This is a genomic window from Qipengyuania algicida, assembly GCF_009828025.1.
Taxonomy (GTDB): domain Bacteria; phylum Pseudomonadota; class Alphaproteobacteria; order Sphingomonadales; family Sphingomonadaceae; genus Qipengyuania; species Qipengyuania algicida.
The window spans coordinates 65,099-85,304 of the sequence record NZ_WTYA01000012.1 but is presented as its reverse complement, the minus strand read 5'-3'; the positions used below and the strand labels follow the sequence as shown (position 1 = coordinate 85,304).

Sequence of the window (20,206 nt, the reverse complement as noted above, 5' to 3'; positions counted from 1 at the left end):
ACAGGCCGGACACATGGGCGCCACGACCAGCCAGCGCAGTGCAGAAAAACCCTTGCCAACGGAGAGCCGTCCACACAGGGGTCGTCAGCTGAAATTCGGCTTTTGTCGCGAAACCCAGCATAGCGGACATTCGCTATCCCTTCCTCCAGCGCGCGATGAAGAAGCCATCGAGTCCGCCGACATCGTCCAGCATTGCCGGATCGGTGCGCAGCCAGCCTTCTGCGCTGGGCGCAAGGCCTTGCGGTAGCTCCTCGGCGAGGACCGGCAGCGGGTCGAGCGTCACCTGGCTTGCTTGTTCCTCGCCCTCTTCGCGTTCGAGCGAGCACACGGCATAGACCAGCACGCCGCCGGGTTTGAGCCACTCTGCCGCGCGGGCCAGCAGCGCGGTTTGGAGTTCCGCCATCTCCTCGAACTGGCGCGCGCCGATACGGTGGAGCACTTCGGGGTGGCGGCGGCAGGTGCCGGTTGCGGTGCAGGGCGCGTCGAGGAGGATGGCGTCGAAGCGGTGCTTTGGCTCCCACTTCAGCGCGTCGGCGCGGATCGTGCTGGCGCCAAGGCCGGTACGCTTGCAGTTCTGCTTGACGAGGTCGAGCCGCCGCTTGGAAATATCGAGCGCGGTTACTTGCCATCCGGCGGCGGCAAGCTGGAGCGTCTTGCCGCCCGGCGCGGCGCACAGGTCGAGCGCATGGCGACCCTCGCCCGGGCCTAGCAGGCGGACAGGCAGCGATGCGGCGAGATCCTGCACCCACCATGCACCCTCGGCGAAACCCGCCAGCGTCTCGACCGCCGCGCCGCGCGGCAGGCGCAGATGGCCCGGAGCGAGGCTGTCGGCACCGAGCTGGTTGGTCCAATGCGCGGTCTCGGCCGGATCGCGCAGCGTCAGGTCGAGAGGTGGCGGCTCGGCCAATCCAGCCGCAATCGTCGCCGCGCGCTCACCCCAGCGTTCCGCCACTTGCTCAGGCAAAGTCGGCGCAGCAGGCAGGCTCGCCGGGCGTTTGGTCAATGTCGAGAACACCCCATGCGCCAGCCTGCGCGGGCCTCCTGCCAGCAGCGGAAGGCCGGTCGCGATCACCGCGTGCGGCGGGGTGTCGAGCCTGAGCCATTGGGCCAGCATGATCCGCAGCACCGTGCGCGCCTTGGCGTCATGCGGCAGCGTCTTGGCCGTCGCGCTGTCGATCAGCGCGTCGAGATCGACCAGCCAGCGCAGCACCTCCGTGCCGATCGCGCGGGCGAGGGCGCGGTCCTCCGGCTTGCGAACGTCGGAGGTAGCCGCGCTGAACGCCTGGTCGAGCGTCTCGCCCCGGCGCAGCACGGCGTCGAGCAGGCGAAGCGCGGCGCGGCGCGCGTGGAGTCCGGGTGGTGTGGGCATCGCATTGCGCCCTAGCCGGGCTTGAAACCAAGCGCCAGCGCGCGCATGTCATCAATCATGACCAAAAGAGCGACCAAGCGGCCCGAAGGCTTCGAAAAGCCCGCGCACTGGACCAATACTCCGCCGCCCAAGCCCGAGAAGGGCAAGAGCGAGGAGGAGCTCAGCCCCACGCGCTATGGCGATTGGGTGAGGGACGGAATCGCCGTCGATTTCTGAGCTTTAGAGCGGCGTCAACTCGATCCTGAGCCCATCGCGCGGCTTGGGGATCGGCCACGCCTGCCATTTCGGATCCTGCCCATCGGCCATGGTGATGCGATAGCGCGGCAGCAGCTGCGCCATCAGGATCTTCACCTGCATATAGGCGAAATGCAGCCCGAGGCACATATGCGCCCCGCCACCGAACGGCACCCAGGCATATTTGTGCCGCGCCTTCACCTGCTCCGGCGTGAAGCGCAGCGGATCGAAGCTGTAGGGGTCGTCCCAATGCTCCTCGCTATGGTGGACGAAATGCGCGTTGATGCCGACATTGGTCCCCGCCGGGATGCGATAGCCGCCATATTCGAATTCCTGCAACGCCCGGCGCGGGGTCGAAGGAACGGGTGGGACCATCCGTAGCGCTTCCTTGAAAGCCATTTCGGTGAGGTCCAGCTTGCCAAGGTCTTCATAGGCGAGGTCGCGCGGGCGACCTTGCGCATCCGGGCCGCCGGTGACCGCCTCGATCTCCTGCCGCAGCTTCTCCTGCCATTCGGGATGCTTGGCGAGCTGCCAGATCAGCGAGGTGGCCGAAGAGGTGATCGTGTCATGCGCGGCCATCATCAGGAAGTTCATGTGGTCGACCACCTCGTCCACCGGCAGCATTTCGCCGTCTTCGCGCGTGGCGGTGGCGAACTGGCTGAACATGTCCTGCCCACCGCCATGCTTGCGGCGGTTGGCGGTCTCCTGCGTGAAATAGTCGACCAGGAAAGCGCGCCCATCGACGCCCTTCTTCATCATGGTGAAGGGCAGTGGCTTGCGCACCGGCGCGACCGAGGCCTGCACCATGTCGACGAAGGCTTCGTTGATGCGGTCCGCTTCCGGACCCCACGGCAGGCCGAGGAAACTGTCTGCGGCAAGGTCGAGCGAAAGCTGCTTGATCGCGGGATAGAACTGCATCGGCCCCGCGCCCCATTGTTCGACCTGCCGGGCGATCCCGCGGTTGAGGCTGCCCGCATAATGCCGCATCGGTTCGGGCTTGAAGGCGATTGAGAGCGCGCGGCGGTCAGCGCGGTGATGGTCGAAATCCATCAGCATCAGCCCGCGCGGGAACAGCTGGTCGAGAATCGGCCCCCAGCCCTGCTCGCTTGAAAAAATGCGGTTGCGGTCGAACAGCACCAACTCGTTCGCATCCGCGCCGATCAGCGCGACGGCCCAGCCGCCGAAGGCCTTGTTCTTGTAGACCGGACCATAGGTCGCGACCATGCGCTGCGCGAAGCCATGCGGATCGGCCAGCATTTTGAAGGTGTTACCGACGACCGGCCAGCCGCCTTCGCCGGGAATATGATCGAGCGCGCCCGCAGGCAATTGCTCTTTCCAATGGGTGTATCGGGCAGGCTGATGCGGAGCGAGAGTGGCCATGGTGGTCCTCTTGGAGATGCTTACTTACCCTAATGTAAGTTATTCGCGGTGCTAAATCCAGCCCGACAATTCGCGCCGCACCAGCGTCTCCAGCATCGCCATGCCCGCTGTGCCATCATTGAGGCATGTGAGCGCGGCGAATTCCTGGCCGCCCGCCTCGGCGAACTGTTCGTGGCCCTGAATCGCCAGCTCTTCCAGCGTTTCGAGGCAGTCGGCGGAAAAGCCCGGTGCGGCGATTGCCAGCCGCTTCGTCCCTGCCGTGGCTTCCTCGCGCAGCACCGCGTCGGTCGCCGGTTCGAGCCACTTCGCCCGGCCAAAGCGCGACTGGAAGCTGGTGCGGATGCGCAGATCCGGGCGCGCCAACCGTTCCTCCAGCAGTCGCGCCGTTTTTCGGCAATGGCAGTGATAGGGATCGCCGAGTTCGAGCGTGCGCTGGGGCATCCCGTGGAAGCTCAGCAGCAGGACTTCGGGCGTGAAGGCCAGCGCATCGAGCTGGGCACCGATATCTCCAGCCAACGCGGCGATATAGGCGGGATCATCGTGATAGGGTGGCAGCGTCCGCAGCGCAGGTTGCCAACGCATTGTCCGCAAGGCGTCCCCAGCCTTGTCCACAACCGTCGCGGTCGTTGCCGCACTGTATTGCGGATAGAGCGGGGCGAGCAGGATGCGATCGCATCCCGCCTCCATCAGCGCCGCCAGTCGCTCGGGGATTGCGGGCCGACCATAGCGCATCGCCCAATCGACCTGCGCAGCATCGCCCAGTCGCGCTTGCAGCTTTTCTGCCTGCCGCCGGGTGATCGCGGCGAGCGGGGAACCATCCTCGCCCCAGACTTTGGCATAGGCTTGCGCGCTGCGTTTGGGCCGCGTGTTGAGGATAATCCCGCGCAGGATCGGTTGCCACGCGATGGGCGGGATCTCGACGACGCGCCGGTCGGACAGGAATTCGGCGAGATAGCGTTTGACCGGGCCGGGCTCGGGACCATCGGGCGTGCCCAGATTGACCAGCAGCACGCCGATCCGGCCTGAGTGCACCGGCGGATGGTCCGTGGGGAGGGACTGGTTCTGCCAGGTCATGCAACGGTCTCCATCAGCGGCAGGCGGCGAAAGCGTTTGCCGGTCGCGGCATAGAGCGCATTGGCAATTGCCGGTGGCGCGACCGCCACGCCAAGCTCTCCCGGATCGAATGGCGGGGCATCGCTCGATACGAATTCAATGGTCATGTCTGGCGTGTCGGCAAGCCCCGGCAAGCCCATGGCCCCTAGTCGGGCGGGGCTCGGCATCCCGCGGTGCCAGACCGCGCTCGATCCGCGAGCGAGCGCGAGGCCGAACATCAGGCCGCCTTCTATTTGCTGGCGCGCGAGGTCGAGATTGACGATCCTTCCGATGTCGACGACTGCGATCAGCCGTTCGACCTCGAACCCCGACCCGCCCGCGCGCGCTTCGGCGATGCAGGCGATCCGCCCGCCGCCTGCGCGCTGGGGGTCGCCCACCGCATCCATCCGTACCACTGCCATCCCCTCCCCGGTTCCCCCATCGCCCGCGCCCCACTCGCCTATCTGTGCCGCGCGGCGCAGCACCTCGACCAGGCGCGGCTGCTGGCCTAGCATCTCCATGCGGTAGAGCAGCGGGTTGCGGGCCGCGCGTGCGGCCAGCTCGTCGATGAAGCATTCGGTGGCGAATGCGGTATAGGCCGCCGCATTGCCGCGCAGGCGCGCGGTCGGCAGCGATAGCGTGACCGGCACATGCTCGATGGCGACATTGGGGATGGCATAGGGCGGCAATGCACCTTCGCAGGCGAGCGGATCGGCCTTGCCCGCAGCACGTTCCATCGCCGCCTCCGGCGTGGCGTTGTCGAACAAGCGTTCGCCGAATTCGCGCACCGTCGCCGGGCAGGCAAGCCTTGCGCGCCATGCAGACGGCGTCAGCGAGTCGCCTTGCCCGAGCGAAGCGGTCAGCGCGATGGCGACCGGGGTGCGCGGAGGGACCATGCGGCTTTCCTCGGCCCGCGACCAGGTCAACTGGACCGGCTTGCCGATGGCTTTGGCGATCTGCGCGACTTCGATGGCGTGCTGCTTTTCCAGCCGCGCATCGAAGCTGCCGCCCGCCTCCAGCGGGTAGAGCACGACCTTGTCAGGAGAGAGGCCAACCGCTTCACCTGCGGCTGCGCGCGCCGCTTCGGGAGCCTGGCTGGCGATCCACAGTTCGAGCCTGCCGTCGCTCAAACGTGCGGTCGCGCTGGCGGTCTCGATCGCGGCGTGAAGCGCGGGTGCGATATAATAGGTCGCGCCGGCAGCGCCCTGTTGCAACTGGCTGTCGGGATCACCGAAACTCAGGATCGTCTCGCCTTCGCCCCGCGCGGCTGTCGTCAGCACCTGTTCGAGCTTCTCCGTGCCCACCGCACCGGGTCCGGAAAAGCGCGGTCGCAGCGCTTTCAGCGCCTTTTGCGCCTGCCAGCTGTTGCTGGCGACAGCTGCGATCCAGCGCTTGTGCTTGACCACGCCGACCAGCCCGCGGATTTTCTTTACTGTCTTGGCGTCATAGCCGACCAGTTCCTGCATCCCGATTGGACCGTGCGCAATCGCGGCGAACACCAGATCGGGCAAGCGGACGTCGCCAGCAAAGATCATGCTGCCATCGATCTTGGAGGGCAGGTCGAGCCGGGGGAACAATGTGTCGACACTGTCATCGTCTTCGCCAACCGGGCGTTCGGCGGGTGGATCGGGGCGTAGCGGAGCGGGATCGGGCGCGCGCATGGTCGCAGCCTCCTCAGCCAGATCGCCGAAGCGCAGCGTACGCTTGCCGAATTGCACCAGCCCGCCTTCGACCTCGCATTGCTCCCAGTCGGTGCCCCAGCGTTTGGCGGCCACCATCGCCAGCATCGCGCGCGCAGCCGCGGCGGCCTCGCGGACAGGCTGTTCGTAAGCGGCAAGCGTGGTGCCATCGGCAGTTGCGCTGAAAGCGTGATCGCGCGCGAAGCGACCGGCGAGCATGTCGCCGGGCTCGTCCGCGAGGGATGGGATGCTCGACCATAGCGGCGCCCATTTCGCGGCGAGCGGGATGTTCGGCTGCGCCCCGCTTGGCGGAACGGGTTGGACGGCAATCTGCCGCCAGTCCGCGCCCAGCTCGACCGCGACGATTTGTGGCAGCAGCGTCGTGACGCCCTGACCCATCTCGAGTTGCGGGACGGCCACCGTCACCACCCCGTCCTTGCCGATCGTCAGCCAGCCGCCGAAGCCGTATTCGTCCTCCCCCGCGATCAGCGGTGCGGAGTAGTGGCGTGGCCAGAGATACCAGCCCACGAACAGCCCGCCGCCTACCGCTGCGCCGGTCAGTATCGCGCGGCGGCTGAGCGGCAATTGCATCAGGCGGATTCCTCCAGCCAGCTTGCAACGCTGGCGGCGATGGCATCGAAGGGAGCGGACAACTCATTTTCCTCAAGAGCTGGAGGCGTCCCGGCATCGCTGCGTTCGCGGATCGCCATGCTCAGCGGGATTCGCCCGAGGAAAGGCAGTTCCAGCCGCTCGGCAGCCTGCTCGACCCCGCCGGACCCGAAGGGATCGGAGACTTCGCCGCAATGCGGGCAGGCGTAGCCGGACATATTCTCGACCAGCCCGATGATCGGCACGCCCGCGCCATCGAACAATTGTCCCGCGCGCGCCGCATCGATCAGCGCGAGATCCTGCGGGGTGGACACCAGCACCACGCCCGCCGGCCTATGCTTCTGGATCATGGTCAATTGCACATCGCCGGTGCCGGGCGGAAGATCGACCACCAGCACTTCCGCATCGCCCCAGTCGGCTTCGATCAATTGCGTCAGCGCGCCACCGGTCATCGGCCCGCGCCATGCCAGCGCCTTGCCCGCCGGGACGAGGTGGCCGATCGACAGCACCGGTAGCTCGCCTGCGCCGATGAGCGGGATCAACTGTTTCTCGCGTGCTTCCGGCTTGGCACCGGTATTGCCGAGGATCTGCGGTTGCGAGGGACCATAGATATCGGCATCGACCAGCCCGACCTTCACGCCCTGCCGCTTGAGCGCGAGCGCGAGATTGGCGGCGAGAGTGGATTTGCCCACGCCGCCCTTGCCCGAAGCGACCGCGAGGATACGGCGCACTGGCTTTTCGGCGGTCAGCGCGATGCGAACGTGCTCGATTTCGGGGAGAGCGGACACGACGCGCTCGACATCGTTTTCCAGTTCGCTGCGGGCACCGGCACCCAGCCCGCTCGCGTCCACCACCAGCGTAGCGGTGCCGTTTGCAACATGCGCAGATGAGACGCGCGCGCGCAGTGCAGGGTCAAGGGCGGAAAGAAGTTGTTCATGCGTCATGCAAGGCGCCGGGTGAACCATCGAAAAGCCCCGGGCAAGTCCTGATTTTTTCGCCCCTGTTTTTTGCCGCAGGCCATGCCTATAACTGTGGGCATGAAAGTTTTGGACGGGTTTAGGACTGCCGTGGGTCTCTCCATGGCCGGAAAGCGCAATCCTTGGGGCAAGCCGTCGAGCAGTGGTTCGGACGGCGGGTCTGGCGACGATGGCGGAGAAGGCGATCCACCGGATAACGGTGGGGACGATGGCGATGCGCCGCGCGGTCCCCGCAATCCCTGGCTGCCGCCGTCGCGCGGCGGGGATGGCCCGCGCCGTTCCGCGAGCATTGAGGATATCTTTCGCAGCCGCGGCCCTGAAGGCCCGCGCCGGACAGGTGGCGGCGGTGGCGGTGGCTTCCGCCTGCCCCAGCGCCCAGGCAACGGAAAGCTGATCGCATGGGTTGCCGTCGGCCTCGTCGCCGGCTGGCTGGTGTTCACTTCCACACATGAGATCCAGCCCAAGGAGCAAGGGCTCGTGACCTGGGTGGGCGGTAAATATTCTCACAAGCTGCTGCCGGGACTCAATTTCACTCTGCCCTGGCCGATTCAGGAAGTGACGGTTGCCAATGTCAGCCAGATCCGGTCGGAAAAGATCGGCGGCGATGGCGAGCGCCTGTTGCTGACGGGCGACCAGAACCTCGTCGACCTGTCCTATGTCATTCGCTGGAACATCAAGAACCTGCCGCGTTTTGCCTTTCAGCTGGACGATCCCGAACTGACCATTCGTGAAGTGGCCGAAGCGGCGATGCGCGCAGCTGTTGCCGAACAGAAGCTCGACGATGTGATCTCCGGCGCCGGTCGCGGCGATATCGAGACCAGCGTGCGCGCCAGAATGCAGCAATTGCTCGATGCCTATCATGCCGGTGTGCAGGTGCAGGGCGTGGCGATCGAGAAGGCCGATCCGCCGACCAAGGTGATCGATGCGTTCAAGGACGTTTCCGCCGCGCAGCAGGATGCCGACGCCATGCGCAACCGCGCTCGCGCCTATGCCCAGCAGGTTCGTGCCCGTTCCGAAGGCGATGCCGCGTCGTTCGACCGGATCTACGCGCAGTACAAGCTGGCGCCCGAAGTGACCAAGCGGCGCATGTATTATGAAACGATGGAAAGCGTGCTGTCCAAGACCAACAAGACCGTGATCGAGGCACCTGGTGTCACAAGCTATCTCCCGCTGCCCGAATTGAGGCGCAACAGCGCCGCCAAATCGGACCAGGACACCTCCAAGCAGGGGGGGCAGTGAGATGAACGACATCTGGCAATCGCATAAGGCCTCGCTCATCGCGCTTGGCGTTCTGATCGTAGCGGCGTTGTCCACGATATTCGTGGTGCCCGAGACCATGCAGGCGGTCATTATCCGCAACGGTGATCCCGTATCGGTCATCAATCGCTTCAAACCGGGCGTGCCGTTCGGCCGCGACGGCGCAGGGTTGTGGTACCGGATTCCGCTGATCGAGCGGGTCCAGTTCGTCGACCGGCGGATACTCAATCTCGATATGGAACCGCAGCAGGTGCTTTCGAGCGACCAACAGCGGCTTGAGGTCGATGCCTATGCGCGCTTCCGCATCATTGACCCGGTCAAGATGATCCAGACCGCCGGCACCGAAGAGAGCCTGAAGACCCAGCTTTCGCCGATCCTGTCCTCGGTCATCCGGCAGGAACTCGGGCGGCGTCCGTTCGCCACCCTGCTGACCGCCGAGCGTGGGACGGCGATGGCCAATATCCGCACCATCCTCGACAAACAGGCGCGTCAGTATGGTGCGCAGATCGTCGACGTGCGGATCAAGCGCGCAGATCTGCCCAGCGGATCGCCGCTGGAGACGGCGTTCACCCGGATGCAGACAGACCGTGAGGCCGAGGCCGAGACGATTCGCGCCAATGGGCGCCGCGATGCGCAGATCATCCAGGCCGATGCCGAGGCGCAGGCCGCCAAGACCTATGCCGCGGCCTATGGCAAGGATCCCAAGTTCTACGATTTCTACCGCGCGATGGAGAGCTATCGCCGGACCTTCGAGAACGGCGGCGGCGAAAGCAACATCATCCTGTCGCCTGACAACGAATATCTGCGCCAGTTCAAAGGCACACAATAGACGGCCAAATGCGGGCAATTCGGGCCGCCATTCAATGTCGGTTCAGCCCGCGCGGCTTGTAAGCCCTTATTGAGGGTCCACATGTGTTCCCGCGCCAGTCTGGGCGGGAGCCCAGCGCAAGATGAAGAGGAACGAGAGGACGTGAAGCCAGTGCGATACGCCTACGGATTGACGAGTGCCCTGCTGGTAGGCGGGGCGACCCTGTCGCTGATGACCGGAAACCCGGCCGGTGCCCAGGTGGCACAGAACGAACAGAGCCAGATGCAGCACATCGTGCCGCGTGCCGGCGCGCCGGCGAGTTTCGCCGACCTGACGGCGCAGCTTGCCCCGGCGGTGGTCAATATCGCCACCCGCCAGCGGATCGAGGTGCAGACGCAGAACCCGTTTGCCGGAACCCCGTTCGAAGGCCTGTTCGGCCAGCGCGGTGGCAATGGCCAGCCGCAAACGCGCGAGGCGCAGTCGCTCGGCTCGGGCTTCATCATCTCGGCCGACGGATACATCGTCACCAACAACCACGTGATCTCCAGCCCGAACGGCCGCGGCACGGTGGAGGAGATCACCGTCACCACACCGGACGGCACGGAATATCCGGCCAAGCTGGTGGGAGCGGACGCAGCCTCCGATCTCGCGGTGCTGAAGATCGAAGGGAAGAAGCCGTTTCCTTTCGTCAAATTCGGCAATTCCAAGGCTGAACGCCCCGGCGACTGGGTGATTGCGATCGGCAATCCGTTCGGTCTTGGCGGGACGGTGACCGCGGGGATCGTCTCGGCGGTCTATCGCAACACCGGTTCGGGCAGCGCCTATGACCGCTACATCCAGACCGATGCCTCGATCAACAAGGGCAATTCTGGCGGGCCGCTGTTCGACATGGCAGGCCAGGTAATCGGTATCAACAACGCGATCTTCTCGCCTTCGGGCGGCAGTGTCGGGATCGGCTTTGCCATTCCTTCCGAAATCGCCCAGCCGATCGTCGAAAAGCTGATGAAGGGCGAGGCGATCGAGCGCGGCTATCTCGGCGTGTCGATCCAGCCGGTCGACGAGGATCTCGCCGATTCGCTGGGCCTCCCCAAGAATCGCGGCGAACTGGTGCAGTCGGTCCAGGCTGGCCAGCCGGCCGAAGCCGCCGGGATCAAGCCGGGCGATATCGTGGTCAAGGTCAATGGCAAGGACGTCACCTCCGACCAGACGCTGTCTTATATCGTAGCCAACATCGATCCGGGCACGACCGTGCCGGTTGAACTGCTGCGCGACGGCAAGCGTCGCACGGTTAACGTCAAGGTCGCCAAGCGCCCGAGCGAGAAGGCGCTGCGTGAACAGCAGATGTTCAACGGCGATCAGGATAACAACGATCAGATGCCGGGCGATAACAGCGGACTGGCGCAGGACAAGCTGGGCCTCAGCGTGGTCGCGCTGACCCCGCAGATCGCCGGTCAGCTCGGCGCCCCTGCAAGCACCAAGGGCGTGGCTGTCGCTGCGGTCGATCCCAGCTCCGATGCGGCGCGCAAGGGATTGCAGCGCGGCGATATCATCCTGTCGGCCAATTATCAGCCGATCGCCGACACCGCTGGTCTCGACGCCCAGATCAAGCAGGCGCAAGCAGACAAGCGCGAAGCGGTGCTGCTGCGCATCCAGCGCCGCGGACAGGCGGCGGTCTATGTCGCCGTGCGGCTGATGGACAACAAATAGGCTATAGCGGCGAAAGCCGCGCTACCCGAAACCCTCCCGCAGGCCGCTGCGGGAGGGTTTTTCTTTGCTCGAAGCTGCGGGAATGGCGCTTATTGCTGGGTGCGGGGGCTGGGGTTTGCCTGTGGGCGAGCCGCTCCTCTGGGCGAGGGGCTCGGGGACGGCAAAATGACGCGCGGCTGGTTACGAGTTTGCCCGCTGGGCGCCGGGCTCGGCTGGCGCGGCTGTTGCTGCTGCCCCGCCGCGCCGCCCGTGGCCCGACGCAGGAAATCATCGCTTGCCGCTTGCGGCGCGTCGCCTGGATTGCTGCCGTCGTCGGGAGGATTGCCATTGGCACCCTGTTCGCCATCGACACCGAAAGCAGGCTGGTCGCGGCGCCCGTCAAGCGGGGCCGGCTGGCCGTTGCCGCGCTCGATCAGATTGCCCTGATTGTCGATGAAATAGTAATCGTCGGGATTACCCTGCATTTGCTCCTCGTCCGGCTCGACCTGCCAGTCGGGCAGCTTGAGCTCGGTCTGGAACTGCTCGACCGGGCGATCCTTCACCGCGTAGCGCATATAGGCAGAGAACGCCTTGGCGGGAGCCGTCCCGCCATAGAGGCCGGCAACGCGTTTGTTATCGTCCCGGCCCATCCACACACCGGTGGTGATCCCGCTCGAAAAGCCGACGAAATAGCCATCCTTGTTGGAGCTGGTGGTGCCGGTTTTACCCGCCACCGGACGGCCGATTTGTGCCGCGCGCCCGGTGCCGGTGTTTACCGCCGTTTGCAGCAGGTCGGTCATCTCGGCATCGACGTAGTCGGGAATCAGCTGGGTCTGCGCCGACGGCTGGTGCTGGTACAGCACGTCGCCATTGGAGCCGGTCACCTTGACGATGCCATAGGGTTCGATTGCCTGACCCTTGTTGCCGACCACGGCATAGGCGCGGGTCATGTCGATCAGGCGCACTTCGTTCGATCCCAGCACCATCGAAGGATAGGTCGCGATAGGTGTGGTGATACCCAGCCGCCGCGCCATGCTGGCGACGGTGCCGAAGCCGACTTCATTGCCAAGCTGGGCCGCGATGGTGTTGATCGAATAGGCAAAGGCGCTGCGCAAATCGACCTGGCCGACGAACTTGCCATTCGAGTTCTTGGGGCTCCAGCCGTCGATCGTGACCGGCGTATCGACCACCATGTCGTCAGGCTTGTAGCCCGATTCCAACGCTGCGAGATAGACGAACAGCTTCCACGCCGAGCCCGGCTGGCGCATCGCGTCGGTCGCGCGGTTGTAGTTGGTCTTGACGTAATCGGTGCCGCCCACAAGCGCCAGTACAGCGCCATCGCGATCCATGCTGACGAGCGCACCCTGCGTGCCCTTGGGGACATTGCTCTGTATCGCCGCCGCTGCCGCTTTCTGCATACCCGGATCGAGCGTGGTCCAGACCTGGATCGGTTCGTTGGTCTGCGGGATCAGCAGATCGAGCTGGGGCAGCGCCCAATCGGTGAAATAGCGCACCGAATTGCCGCCCAGTTCCTGCTTGAGATTGACGGTGGAGGGGTCGATCGCGGCCTGCTCCGGCGTGATCTTGCCTTGCTGTTCCATCAGCTTGAGCACGACGCGCGCCCGCGCGATCGCGGCGTGTACGTCGGAGGTGGGCGAATAATGGCTTGGCGCCTTCACCATGCCCGCAATGATTGCCGCCTCCGGGGCGGTCAGGTGGGTTGCGGGGTGGCTGAAGAATTTGCGGCTGGCGGCATCGATGCCATAGGCACCGCCACCGAAATAGACCTTGTTGAGGTAGAGTTCGAGGATCTGCTGCTTGGTGAACTTGGCTTCCAGCGCCATCGCCAGCACCGCTTCACGCGCCTTGCGGTCGAGCGAGCGGTTGTTGTTGAGGAACAGGTTGCGGGCAAGCTGCTGCGTGATCGTGGAGGTCGCCGAAACGCGCCGATCGCCGGTTACCGCTGTGTAAACTGCGCGCACCAGGCCGATCGGGTCGATGCCGAAATGCGAATAAAAGCGCCGGTCTTCGGTCGAAACCAGCGCGTCCTTCATCACCTGCGGGATCTGGCCGGAGCTGAGCCATTGGCCGTAACTCGGCCCGAGCTCGACGATTTCACTACCATCGCGGGCGCGCACGACGATCGTCTGGCCCACCTGCGTGGCTTTCAGCTGATAGAAGCTGGGCAGCGAACGCGCCGCGAAGGCAACTGCGAGACCAAGGAACAGCGCACCGAGCAAGGCCAGCGCACCGCCCCAAATAAGCAGGCGCTTCAGCCAGCTGCGCTGCTTCCTGCCGCCATTGCGGTTGCGCGCGGACTGATCGGCCCGCTTCTTCCGTTCCGCGCGTTCCCGGCGGCTACCCCGTTTGTCCATTACGCTCCCGGATCACTCTAGTCTGCCGCGCGCTGCATATCCGTTCGGTCATGGCGCGGCGAGCCATAACCGATCGTGAACGATCGGTCTGCGGTAACGGGTATCAGTCCTCGGGCTCGAAGGCGAGGGCGGCGCTGTTGATGCAATAGCGCAAGCCATTTTCGCCTGGGCCATCGGGGAAGACATGGCCCAGATGACCTTCGCATTTCGAGCACAATACTTCGGTGCGGATCATGCCATGGCTGGTGTCGCGCTGTTCCTCGACCACGTCGCCTTCCGCCGGTGCGGTGAAGCTGGGCCAGCCGCAGCCGCTGTCGAATTTTTCGTTGCTGGCGAACAGCAATTGCCCGCAGGCAGCGCAGTGATATTCGCCTGCTTGCTTGTTCTTGTCATATGCGCCGGTAAAGGCTCTTTCGGTGCCCTTCTCGCGCAGCACGTGATATTGTTCGGGCGTCAGGCGTTCGCGCCATTCCGCATCGCTCAGTTCAAGCTTGTAGGTCATCGTCTTGTTCCTTTCGCTGAGCAATATGGTGTGGTGCGAGAGTGCGGCAAGCGCCCGGCCCTAGCCATCGACCATGGCATAGTGCGCGGGCGGCGGGATCCCCTCGATCTTTTCGGTCAGCAACGGGCGGAAGCTGGGGCGGCTCTTGACCACCGCATACCAGGTGCGCGCCTGTTCATGGCCCGCCCAGTCGATCCCGCCGAGATAGTCGGCGACGGAAATCTGTGCAGCGGCGGCCATATCGGCGAGGCTGAGCATCGATCCGCCGAGCCAGGCGCGCGTATCGACCAGCCAGTCGATGTAGTCGAGATGTCCGTGGGCCGATTTCATCGCCTCGCGCAACGCACGCGAATCGGGCGGCTGGCGCAGCATCAGCCGTTTGGCGAGCTTTTCCTCAAGCAGCGGCGCGGTGACGTCCTGAAAGAAGTTCTCGTCGAACAGCGCGACCAGTCGGCGGATTTCCGCACGGGTGGCGCTGTTGCCCGAAAGCATCGGCGCGCGGTCGACCATTTCCTCGAGAAATTCGCAAATTGCGCGGCTGTCCGCGATAGTGGTTCCGCGTGTCGTATCGTGGAGCACGGGGATGCGTCCGGCGTGGTTGAGCTGCCACAGCTCGTCGCGCTTGTCCCAGGGATTTTCGCGCACCAGTTCATAGGCGAGGTTCTTCTCGCCCATCACAATGCGCACCTTGCGGCTGAAGGGGCACAGGGGGAATTGGTGCAATTGCCACATACGACGGACATGGTCTCTGCCCGAAGCTGGCGGTGAAATCCACCGCTGTGTGAGTGTGGCGGCAAATTTACGGAATTGATTTTATTGCTGCGGGGGCAGCGCGTCGGCAAATTCGCGCGCGGCGGCCTGCAAGGCGGGGGCGAGCCGCGCGATGGCATCGCTCATCTGCGCCATCCGGTCCATCGCGCGCGGCAGGTCATGCCGGATCGCGCCGGAGACTTCGCCAGCGCCGGGCGCCATCTGGCGCAGCGTCATATCAGGGTCGATGGAGCGGGGATCCTGCCCCGCAGCCTCGGCCAGCGGGCGCGCGATCGGAGCGAGCGGTATGTCGAGGATAACATCGCTCATCGTCGAGAGCGTGCGGGCAAGTGCCTGCTGGCGAACCGGATCGCCAAGTGTCCTTGCGACATCTTCTGCCGCCGCGCTGGGCGCAGCAGGTGGCAGCGGCTCAGGATCATGCGCAAGTGCTGGCGCAGACAGGCACAGTCCTGTGATGGCAATCAGAATATTTCGCATCGGCAACTCGCACGTTTCCGGAGCTTTGATCATTGGCGATGACCACCTTAATCGAGGCTGAAAATCAGACGCCGGAGTCTTTCATCAGCTCGACGCAACCGGGCATTGCGCGGGAGACGACATTCTTGTCGGCAAGCAGTTTGCTCTGTTTGCGGACCAACGCGGCGACCTGATCGTGGGTCATCCCGGTGTCGTCCATCAATTGCGCCATCACCCGGACGAAGAACTCACGCGCGCGGTCGCCCAGCGGGGGCCACCCGGCCGCGACCGGATCGCCGCGGCGCTGCAATTCGGTGCCGATCGACAAGGTGATCGCGCATTTGAGCGAAGTCTGCTGCGCATTGTCGAGCTGCGGGGCGGGCGCTGCCTGAGCCGGAGTGGCGGCAAGCACAAGGGCGGATGCGAGAGCGAGTATCATGCCGCCTCCCTAGCGCGGCGAAGCTGAACCGCAAGCGACGCTTGCGGCTTGTCGAAGCCTCCTTTAGGCCACCATCGCAATCAAGGAGATCAGATCCCCATGAAGACCCGCGCCGCCGTCGCCTTCGAAGCCAAGCAGCCGCTGGAGATCGTCGAGCTCGATCTGGAAGGGCCCAAGACGGGCGAAGTGCTGGTGGAAATCAAGGCGACCGGGATTTGCCACACCGATGCCTACACGCTCGACGGGTTGGATTCGGAGGGGCTTTTCCCCAGTGTGCTGGGCCATGAAGGTGCAGGGATCGTACGCGAGGTCGGCGAAGGGGTGACATCGGTCAAGCCCGGCGATCACGTGATCCCGCTCTACACCCCTGAATGTCGCCAGTGTAAGTCCTGCCTGTCGGGCAAGACCAATCTGTGCACCGCGATCCGCGCCACTCAGGGTAAGGGGCTGATGCCCGACGGGACCAGCCGCTTTTCCTATCGTGGCCAGACGATCTATCATTACATGGGCTGTTCGACCTTCTCGAACTTCACCGTCCTGCCCGAAATCGCAGTCGCCAAGATCCGCGAGGACGCGCCGTTCCAGACCAGCTGTTATGTCGGTTGCGGGGTGACGACCGGCGTCGGTGCAGTGGTCAACACAGCGAAGGTGCAGGTGGGTGACAGCGTTGTGGTGTTCGGCCTTGGCGGCATCGGCCTCAATGTGATCCAGGGCGCCAAGCTGGCTGGCGCGGGCCTGATCCTCGGCGTCGACATCAATCCTGAACGCGAGGAATGGGGCCGCAAGTTCGGCATGGACGCCTTCCTCAACACCAGAGGGATGAGCCGCGACGAAACCGTTGCGAAGATTGTCGAACTGACCGACGGCGGGGCCGATTACAGTTTCGATGCCACCGGGAATACCGAGGTCATGCGCACCGCGCTCGAATGCTGCCACCGCGGCTGGGGCACCAGCGTGGTCATCGGCGTCGCCGAGGCGGGCAAGGAAATTTCGACCCGCCCGTTCCAGCTCGTCACCGGCCGTAACTGGCGCGGGACGGCGTTCGGTGGAGCCAAGGGCCGCACCGACGTGCCCAAGATCGTCGACTGGTACATGGACGGCAAGATCCAGATCGACCCGATGATCACCCACACCATGCCGCTGGAAGACATCAACAAGGCGTTCGATCTGATGCACGCAGGCGAGAGCATCCGCTCGGTGGTGCTGTTCGATTGATGCCGGTTCCGGTCAACATCGCCGAAAAGCTGGCCGGGTTTTCCGACCATTGGGCGCCGCGCATCATCGCGCGATACGAAGGCCATGAAATACGCCTCGCCAAGCTTGAGGGCGCGTTCGACTGGCACAGCCATACGCATGACGAGCTGTTCCTGATCGTTTCGGGTGTGGTGGAGATCGAATTCCGTGATCGCACCGAAACGCTGCGCGAGGGCGAATTGATCGTCATTCCCGCAGGGATCGAACATCGCCCCAATGCTCGCCACGGCGAGGTCGCGGCGATGCTGCTCGACCCTGCCAACAGTCCGAATACCGGAGACCCCGCCACTGCAACAATTGCAGTGGACGCATAACCAAGGAGAGAAGCGCCATGTTCAGTCACATCATGATCGGCACCAACGATATCGAGAAGTCCAAGGCCTTTTACGAAAAGGTTCTGGCCGTGCTGGGTGTCCAGGGTTCGATGGACAATACCGCAGCCAGCGGTCACAAGCGCGTGTTCTTCATGCACAATGGCGGCACTCTTGCGCTGAGCGAGCCGATCAATGACGAAGAGGCGACCTGCGCCAACGGCATGACCATCGGCTTTGCCTGCAACTCGCCCGAACAGGTCAAGGAATTGCACGATGTCGCCATCGCCAATGGCGCCACGAGCATCGAAAATCCGCCGGGGCTGCGCGAAGGCGCGATGGGGCCGATGCACCTGTCCTATTTCCGCGACCTCGACGGGCACAAGATCTGCGGGATTCATCGCGGAGCGTGACCACACTCGAAACAACTTCCGAAAATCGCGCTTTCGGCGGAGTGCAGGGGGTCTACACCCATGCCTCCGCCGAAACCGGCACCGACATGACCTTCGCGGTCTATGTCCCGCCGCATGAGCCAGGCACGAAACTGCCGGTGCTGTGGTATCTGTCAGGCCTCACCTGCACCCATGCCAACGTCATGGAGAAGGGCGAGTACCGCGCTGCCTGTGCACGGCACGGGATCATCTTCGTCGCGCCCGATACCAGCCCGCGCGGTGACGATGTGCCCGATGCACAGGATGAATATGATTTCGGCAAGGGCGCAGGCTTTTACCTCGATGCGACGCGTGAACCCTGGGCACGGCATTACCGGATGCGCAGCTATATCGAGCGCGAATTGCCCGAACTGGTCGCGGCGAATTTCCAGGTCGACATGGCGCGTCAGGGGATCACCGGTCATTCGATGGGCGGCCACGGCGCGCTGACGATCGGCCTGCGCAATCCCGATCGTTTTCGCTCGGTCAGCGCCTTCGCTCCGATCGTCGCGCCGAGTCAGGTGCCGTGGGGCGAGAAGGCCCTGCCGCGCTATTTAGGCGACGACCGCAAGGCGTGGCGCGAATATGACGCGGTGGCGCTGATCGAGGATGGCGCACGCGTGGCCGAACTATTGGTCGATCAGGGCACAGCCGACAATTTTCTCACCGAACAATTGCAGACGGAGAGGCTGGAGACGGCTTGCCGTGAAGCTGGCATTGCTGCGGACATTCGGATGCAGGAGGGGTACGACCACTCCTATTATTTCATCTCAACCTTCATGGCCGACCATATCGACTGGCACGCCGAGCGTCTGGGCTAGGGCGGCGCGATGGCGGTCATCGGGTGCCTGCTGCTTGTTATCCTGCCGATCGTCGGAGGATTGATCGGCGGCTGGCTGGGCGGATCGTCGAGCGCGATCTGGGGCGCGGGAATCGGCTTCGTAATCGCGCTGGCGATCAGCGGATTTGCCGGGTTCGCGCTGGTGAAGGCCGGGCGCGAGCGCTAGCCGCCGAAACCCATTACGAGCCTGACGCGGCGTAGAACCGCTGGAGGTCCAGCCGCATCTCGTGGCGGCCCACAGGGTTCAGATACACCATGTGCCCTGCCGGGTAGTAATGGAACTGCAGGTTTGAACGCAGATTCTCCGGCAGCATCATGTGCTTGAGATCATATTCGGTTTTGAAGAAAGGTGTGGCCATGTCGTAATAGCCGTTCAGCGAAAGTACGTGCAGATGCGGGTTGGTCCGCATGGCGCGGGCGAGGTCTTCGGCCACGTCGACCACCGCCTGCGGCCGACCGTCCGGCCCCTGATGCGAAAAATCCCAGTCCCACGGGCGGGTGTCCCACACCGACAGCCGGTAATCGAGATTGGTCTTGTAATCGAACTTGCGCGTCAGGCGATCCATGAAGCCGCTGACATAGGCGCCCGAAATGCCGGTGTCGGACGGGTCGTAACCTGGCCGCTCGCCCGCGGCATCGACGTCGGTGCCCATGTAACGGCCATCGAACCGGCCCAGCGTCTCGCGCTGGTCGCGCAACAATTCCTTGCGGAAACGGCTGGCCGAAACGCGCAGATTGGCGTCCTTGATGTAATCGACCGGCAGGCCGGTGAAATGCGCCATCTGGCGGGCAATCTGGTCGGTTTCCTGCCGGGTGATGTCGGTGCCCTTGGCCAGTGCGCTGGCATAGGGGCCAGCCGCAAATGCGCGCGCCTGTGCAACGAACGTCGCCAGATCGGCTGGCTTGTCGGCGATCTTATTGTGATACCATGCCACGGCGGCAAAGGTGGGCAGATAGCCGATATATTCGGTGTCGTAGCCCGGTTGGCTGGCACCATAGTTCAGCACCGACGAAAGCAGCACCACGCCGTTCAGCTCGACGCCCGCGTTTTCCAGTTGCAGCGCCAGCGCAGCTGATCTTGTGGTGCCATAGCTTTCACCGAAGATATATTTGGGATCGCTCCACCGCTTGTTCTTGGTCAGATAGCGCTTGATCGCCTTGGTGAAGGCGGTCGCGTCCTGATCGACGCCGTAGAAATCCTTAGGCTTGGCATCGCCCAGAATGCGCGAATAGCCAGTGCCGACAGCATCGATGAAGACCATGTCGGTCGTCCCGATCAGCGTGTCGGGGTTGGGGCCGATATGGTAGGGTGCGGGCGCCACCGCGACCGGGTCCGTGGTCAGCACCGCGTCGGGCGCGAAAGAACCCATGCGCAGCCACAAAGTCGCAGAGCCAGGCCCGCCATTATAGAAGAAGGTAACCGGGCGATGCGCGCCGGGGGTGGTGTAGGCGGTATAGAAGATGCTGGCGACGGGTTTGCCCTGATCGTCGCGGATGGTCAGGGTTCCGGCGGTCGCTTTGTAACCGATGCTGTGGCCATCGACGTTGGCGCTGCTGGTATAGCTGGTTTCGGTTTCCTCGGTCGGGGCCACGGCCCAATGCTTGGCGATAGTCTCGGCGGTATCCTTGTCGTGCTGCTGTTCGGGCGTTGCGTTCTGGGGGCCTTGGGCGAGCACCGGCTGGGCGAAGGTAAGGCAAGCAACGGCGGCGACGGCAGGAATGATACGCATGGGGA

General features: G+C 64.3%; 20 protein-coding genes. 9 read left to right on the top strand and 11 right to left on the bottom strand.

Features of this window, described 5'->3' with window-relative positions; genetic code table 11:
• Window positions 1-133 precede the first annotated feature (133 nt).
• Complete coding sequence (locus GRI58_RS13900) at window positions 134-1,369, bottom strand: RsmB/NOP family class I SAM-dependent RNA methyltransferase (RefSeq protein ID WP_160754203.1); 1,236 nt, start codon at window positions 1,367-1,369, stop codon at window positions 134-136.
• Window positions 1,370-1,426: 57 nt separating this feature from the next.
• Between GRI58_RS13900 and GRI58_RS13895 the strand changes: the two genes are divergently transcribed.
• Window positions 1,427-1,585 carry a DUF1674 domain-containing protein gene (locus tag GRI58_RS13895; RefSeq protein WP_160754202.1) on the top strand — a complete coding sequence of 53 codons (159 nt, stop codon included), beginning with the start codon at window positions 1,427-1,429 and terminating at the stop codon, window positions 1,583-1,585.
• Window positions 1,586-1,588: 3 nt separating this feature from the next.
• Here the strand turns inward: GRI58_RS13895 and GRI58_RS13890 are convergent, their stop codons facing one another.
• The 4 genes from GRI58_RS13890 to GRI58_RS13875 are packed head-to-tail and all read right to left on the bottom strand — an operon-like array spanning window position 1,589 to window position 7,307.
• A complete protein-coding gene (locus GRI58_RS13890) occupies window positions 1,589-2,983 on the bottom strand; it encodes a cytochrome P450 (RefSeq protein ID WP_160754201.1) in 1,395 nt (464 codons plus the stop codon).
• Between the two features lie 51 nt (window positions 2,984-3,034).
• Window positions 3,035-4,057 carry a ferrochelatase gene (gene hemH / locus GRI58_RS13885; protein WP_160754200.1) on the bottom strand — a complete coding sequence of 341 codons (1,023 nt, stop codon included), beginning with the start codon at window positions 4,055-4,057 and terminating at the stop codon, window positions 3,035-3,037.
• Window positions 4,054-6,345, bottom strand: a complete 2,292-nt coding sequence (locus GRI58_RS13880; RefSeq protein WP_237452323.1) for a molybdopterin cofactor-binding domain-containing protein — start codon at window positions 6,343-6,345, stop codon at window positions 4,054-4,056. Before GRI58_RS13880 ends, hemH begins: the two co-directional genes overlap by 4 nt.
• Window positions 6,345-7,307 (bottom strand): Mrp/NBP35 family ATP-binding protein, encoded by a 963-nt coding sequence (locus GRI58_RS13875; RefSeq protein WP_160754199.1) that lies wholly within the window; start codon window positions 7,305-7,307, stop codon window positions 6,345-6,347. The genes GRI58_RS13880 and GRI58_RS13875 overlap by 1 nt, the downstream gene beginning before the upstream one ends.
• A 93-nt stretch (window positions 7,308-7,400) precedes the next feature.
• On the opposite strand from GRI58_RS13875, the gene hflK reads away from it, so the two are divergent.
• The 3 genes from hflK to GRI58_RS13860 all read left to right on the top strand — a co-directional run bounded on the left by hflK (window position 7,401) and on the right by GRI58_RS13860 (window position 11,112).
• A complete protein-coding gene (gene hflK, locus GRI58_RS13870) occupies window positions 7,401-8,579 on the top strand; it encodes a protease modulator HflK (protein WP_237452322.1) in 1,179 nt (392 codons plus the stop codon).
• 1 nt (window position 8,580) lies between these two features.
• On the top strand, window positions 8,581-9,426 hold the full coding sequence (hflC, locus tag GRI58_RS13865; protein ID WP_160754198.1) for a protease modulator HflC: 846 nt from the start codon (window positions 8,581-8,583) through the stop codon (window positions 9,424-9,426).
• Window positions 9,427-9,576: 150 nt separating this feature from the next.
• Window positions 9,577-11,112, top strand: a complete 1,536-nt coding sequence (locus GRI58_RS13860; protein ID WP_337190989.1) for a DegQ family serine endoprotease — start codon at window positions 9,577-9,579, stop codon at window positions 11,110-11,112.
• Window positions 11,113-11,201: 89 nt separating this feature from the next.
• Here the strand turns inward: GRI58_RS13860 and GRI58_RS13855 are convergent, their stop codons facing one another.
• The 5 genes from GRI58_RS13855 to GRI58_RS13835 all read right to left on the bottom strand — a co-directional run bounded on the left by GRI58_RS13855 (window position 11,202) and on the right by GRI58_RS13835 (window position 15,634).
• The gene (locus GRI58_RS13855; protein WP_160754196.1) at window positions 11,202-13,466 is read right to left on the bottom strand and encodes a transglycosylase domain-containing protein; all 2,265 of its coding nucleotides are present in this window, start codon (window positions 13,464-13,466) and stop codon (window positions 11,202-11,204) included.
• 103 nt (window positions 13,467-13,569) lie between these two features.
• On the bottom strand, window positions 13,570-13,968 hold the full coding sequence (gene msrB / locus GRI58_RS13850) for a peptide-methionine (R)-S-oxide reductase MsrB (RefSeq protein WP_160754195.1): 399 nt from the start codon (window positions 13,966-13,968) through the stop codon (window positions 13,570-13,572).
• A 60-nt stretch (window positions 13,969-14,028) separates the two neighbouring features.
• Window positions 14,029-14,700, bottom strand: a complete 672-nt coding sequence (locus GRI58_RS13845; protein ID WP_160754194.1) for a glutathione S-transferase family protein — start codon at window positions 14,698-14,700, stop codon at window positions 14,029-14,031.
• An 81-nt stretch (window positions 14,701-14,781) separates the two neighbouring features.
• Window positions 14,782-15,216 (bottom strand): hypothetical protein, encoded by a 435-nt coding sequence (locus GRI58_RS13840; protein WP_160754193.1) that lies wholly within the window; start codon window positions 15,214-15,216, stop codon window positions 14,782-14,784.
• Window positions 15,217-15,280: 64 nt separating this feature from the next.
• On the bottom strand, window positions 15,281-15,634 hold the full coding sequence (locus GRI58_RS13835) for a hypothetical protein (protein WP_160754192.1): 354 nt from the start codon (window positions 15,632-15,634) through the stop codon (window positions 15,281-15,283).
• A gap of 99 nt (window positions 15,635-15,733) precedes the next feature.
• Here GRI58_RS13835 and GRI58_RS13830 point away from each other — a divergent pair, with 99 nt between their 5' ends.
• Genes GRI58_RS13830 through GRI58_RS15465 form a run of 5 tightly spaced genes read left to right on the top strand, consistent with a single transcriptional unit; the run spans window position 15,734 to window position 18,637 of the window.
• Window positions 15,734-16,849, top strand: coding sequence for an S-(hydroxymethyl)glutathione dehydrogenase/class III alcohol dehydrogenase (locus GRI58_RS13830; RefSeq protein ID WP_160754191.1), 1,116 nt, complete (start codon window positions 15,734-15,736; stop codon window positions 16,847-16,849).
• Window positions 16,849-17,202 carry a cupin domain-containing protein gene (locus GRI58_RS13825; protein WP_160754190.1) on the top strand — a complete coding sequence of 118 codons (354 nt, stop codon included), beginning with the start codon at window positions 16,849-16,851 and terminating at the stop codon, window positions 17,200-17,202. The genes GRI58_RS13830 and GRI58_RS13825 overlap by 1 nt, the downstream gene beginning before the upstream one ends.
• 17 nt (window positions 17,203-17,219) lie before the next feature.
• The gene (locus GRI58_RS13820; protein WP_160754189.1) at window positions 17,220-17,612 is read left to right on the top strand and encodes a VOC family protein; all 393 of its coding nucleotides are present in this window, start codon (window positions 17,220-17,222) and stop codon (window positions 17,610-17,612) included.
• The gene (gene fghA, locus GRI58_RS13815; protein WP_160754188.1) at window positions 17,609-18,451 is read left to right on the top strand and encodes an S-formylglutathione hydrolase; all 843 of its coding nucleotides are present in this window, start codon (window positions 17,609-17,611) and stop codon (window positions 18,449-18,451) included. The genes GRI58_RS13820 and fghA overlap by 4 nt, the downstream gene beginning before the upstream one ends.
• Window positions 18,452-18,460: 9 nt before the next feature.
• Window positions 18,461-18,637, top strand: coding sequence for a hypothetical protein (locus GRI58_RS15465; RefSeq protein WP_202386983.1), 177 nt, complete (start codon window positions 18,461-18,463; stop codon window positions 18,635-18,637).
• A 13-nt stretch (window positions 18,638-18,650) separates the two neighbouring features.
• Here GRI58_RS15465 and GRI58_RS13810 read toward each other — a convergent pair whose 3' ends face one another.
• Entirely contained in the window at window positions 18,651-20,201 is a 1,551-nt protein-coding gene (locus GRI58_RS13810; protein WP_160754187.1) for a S10 family peptidase, read from the bottom strand.
• Between the last annotated feature and the right edge of the window lie 5 nt (window positions 20,202-20,206).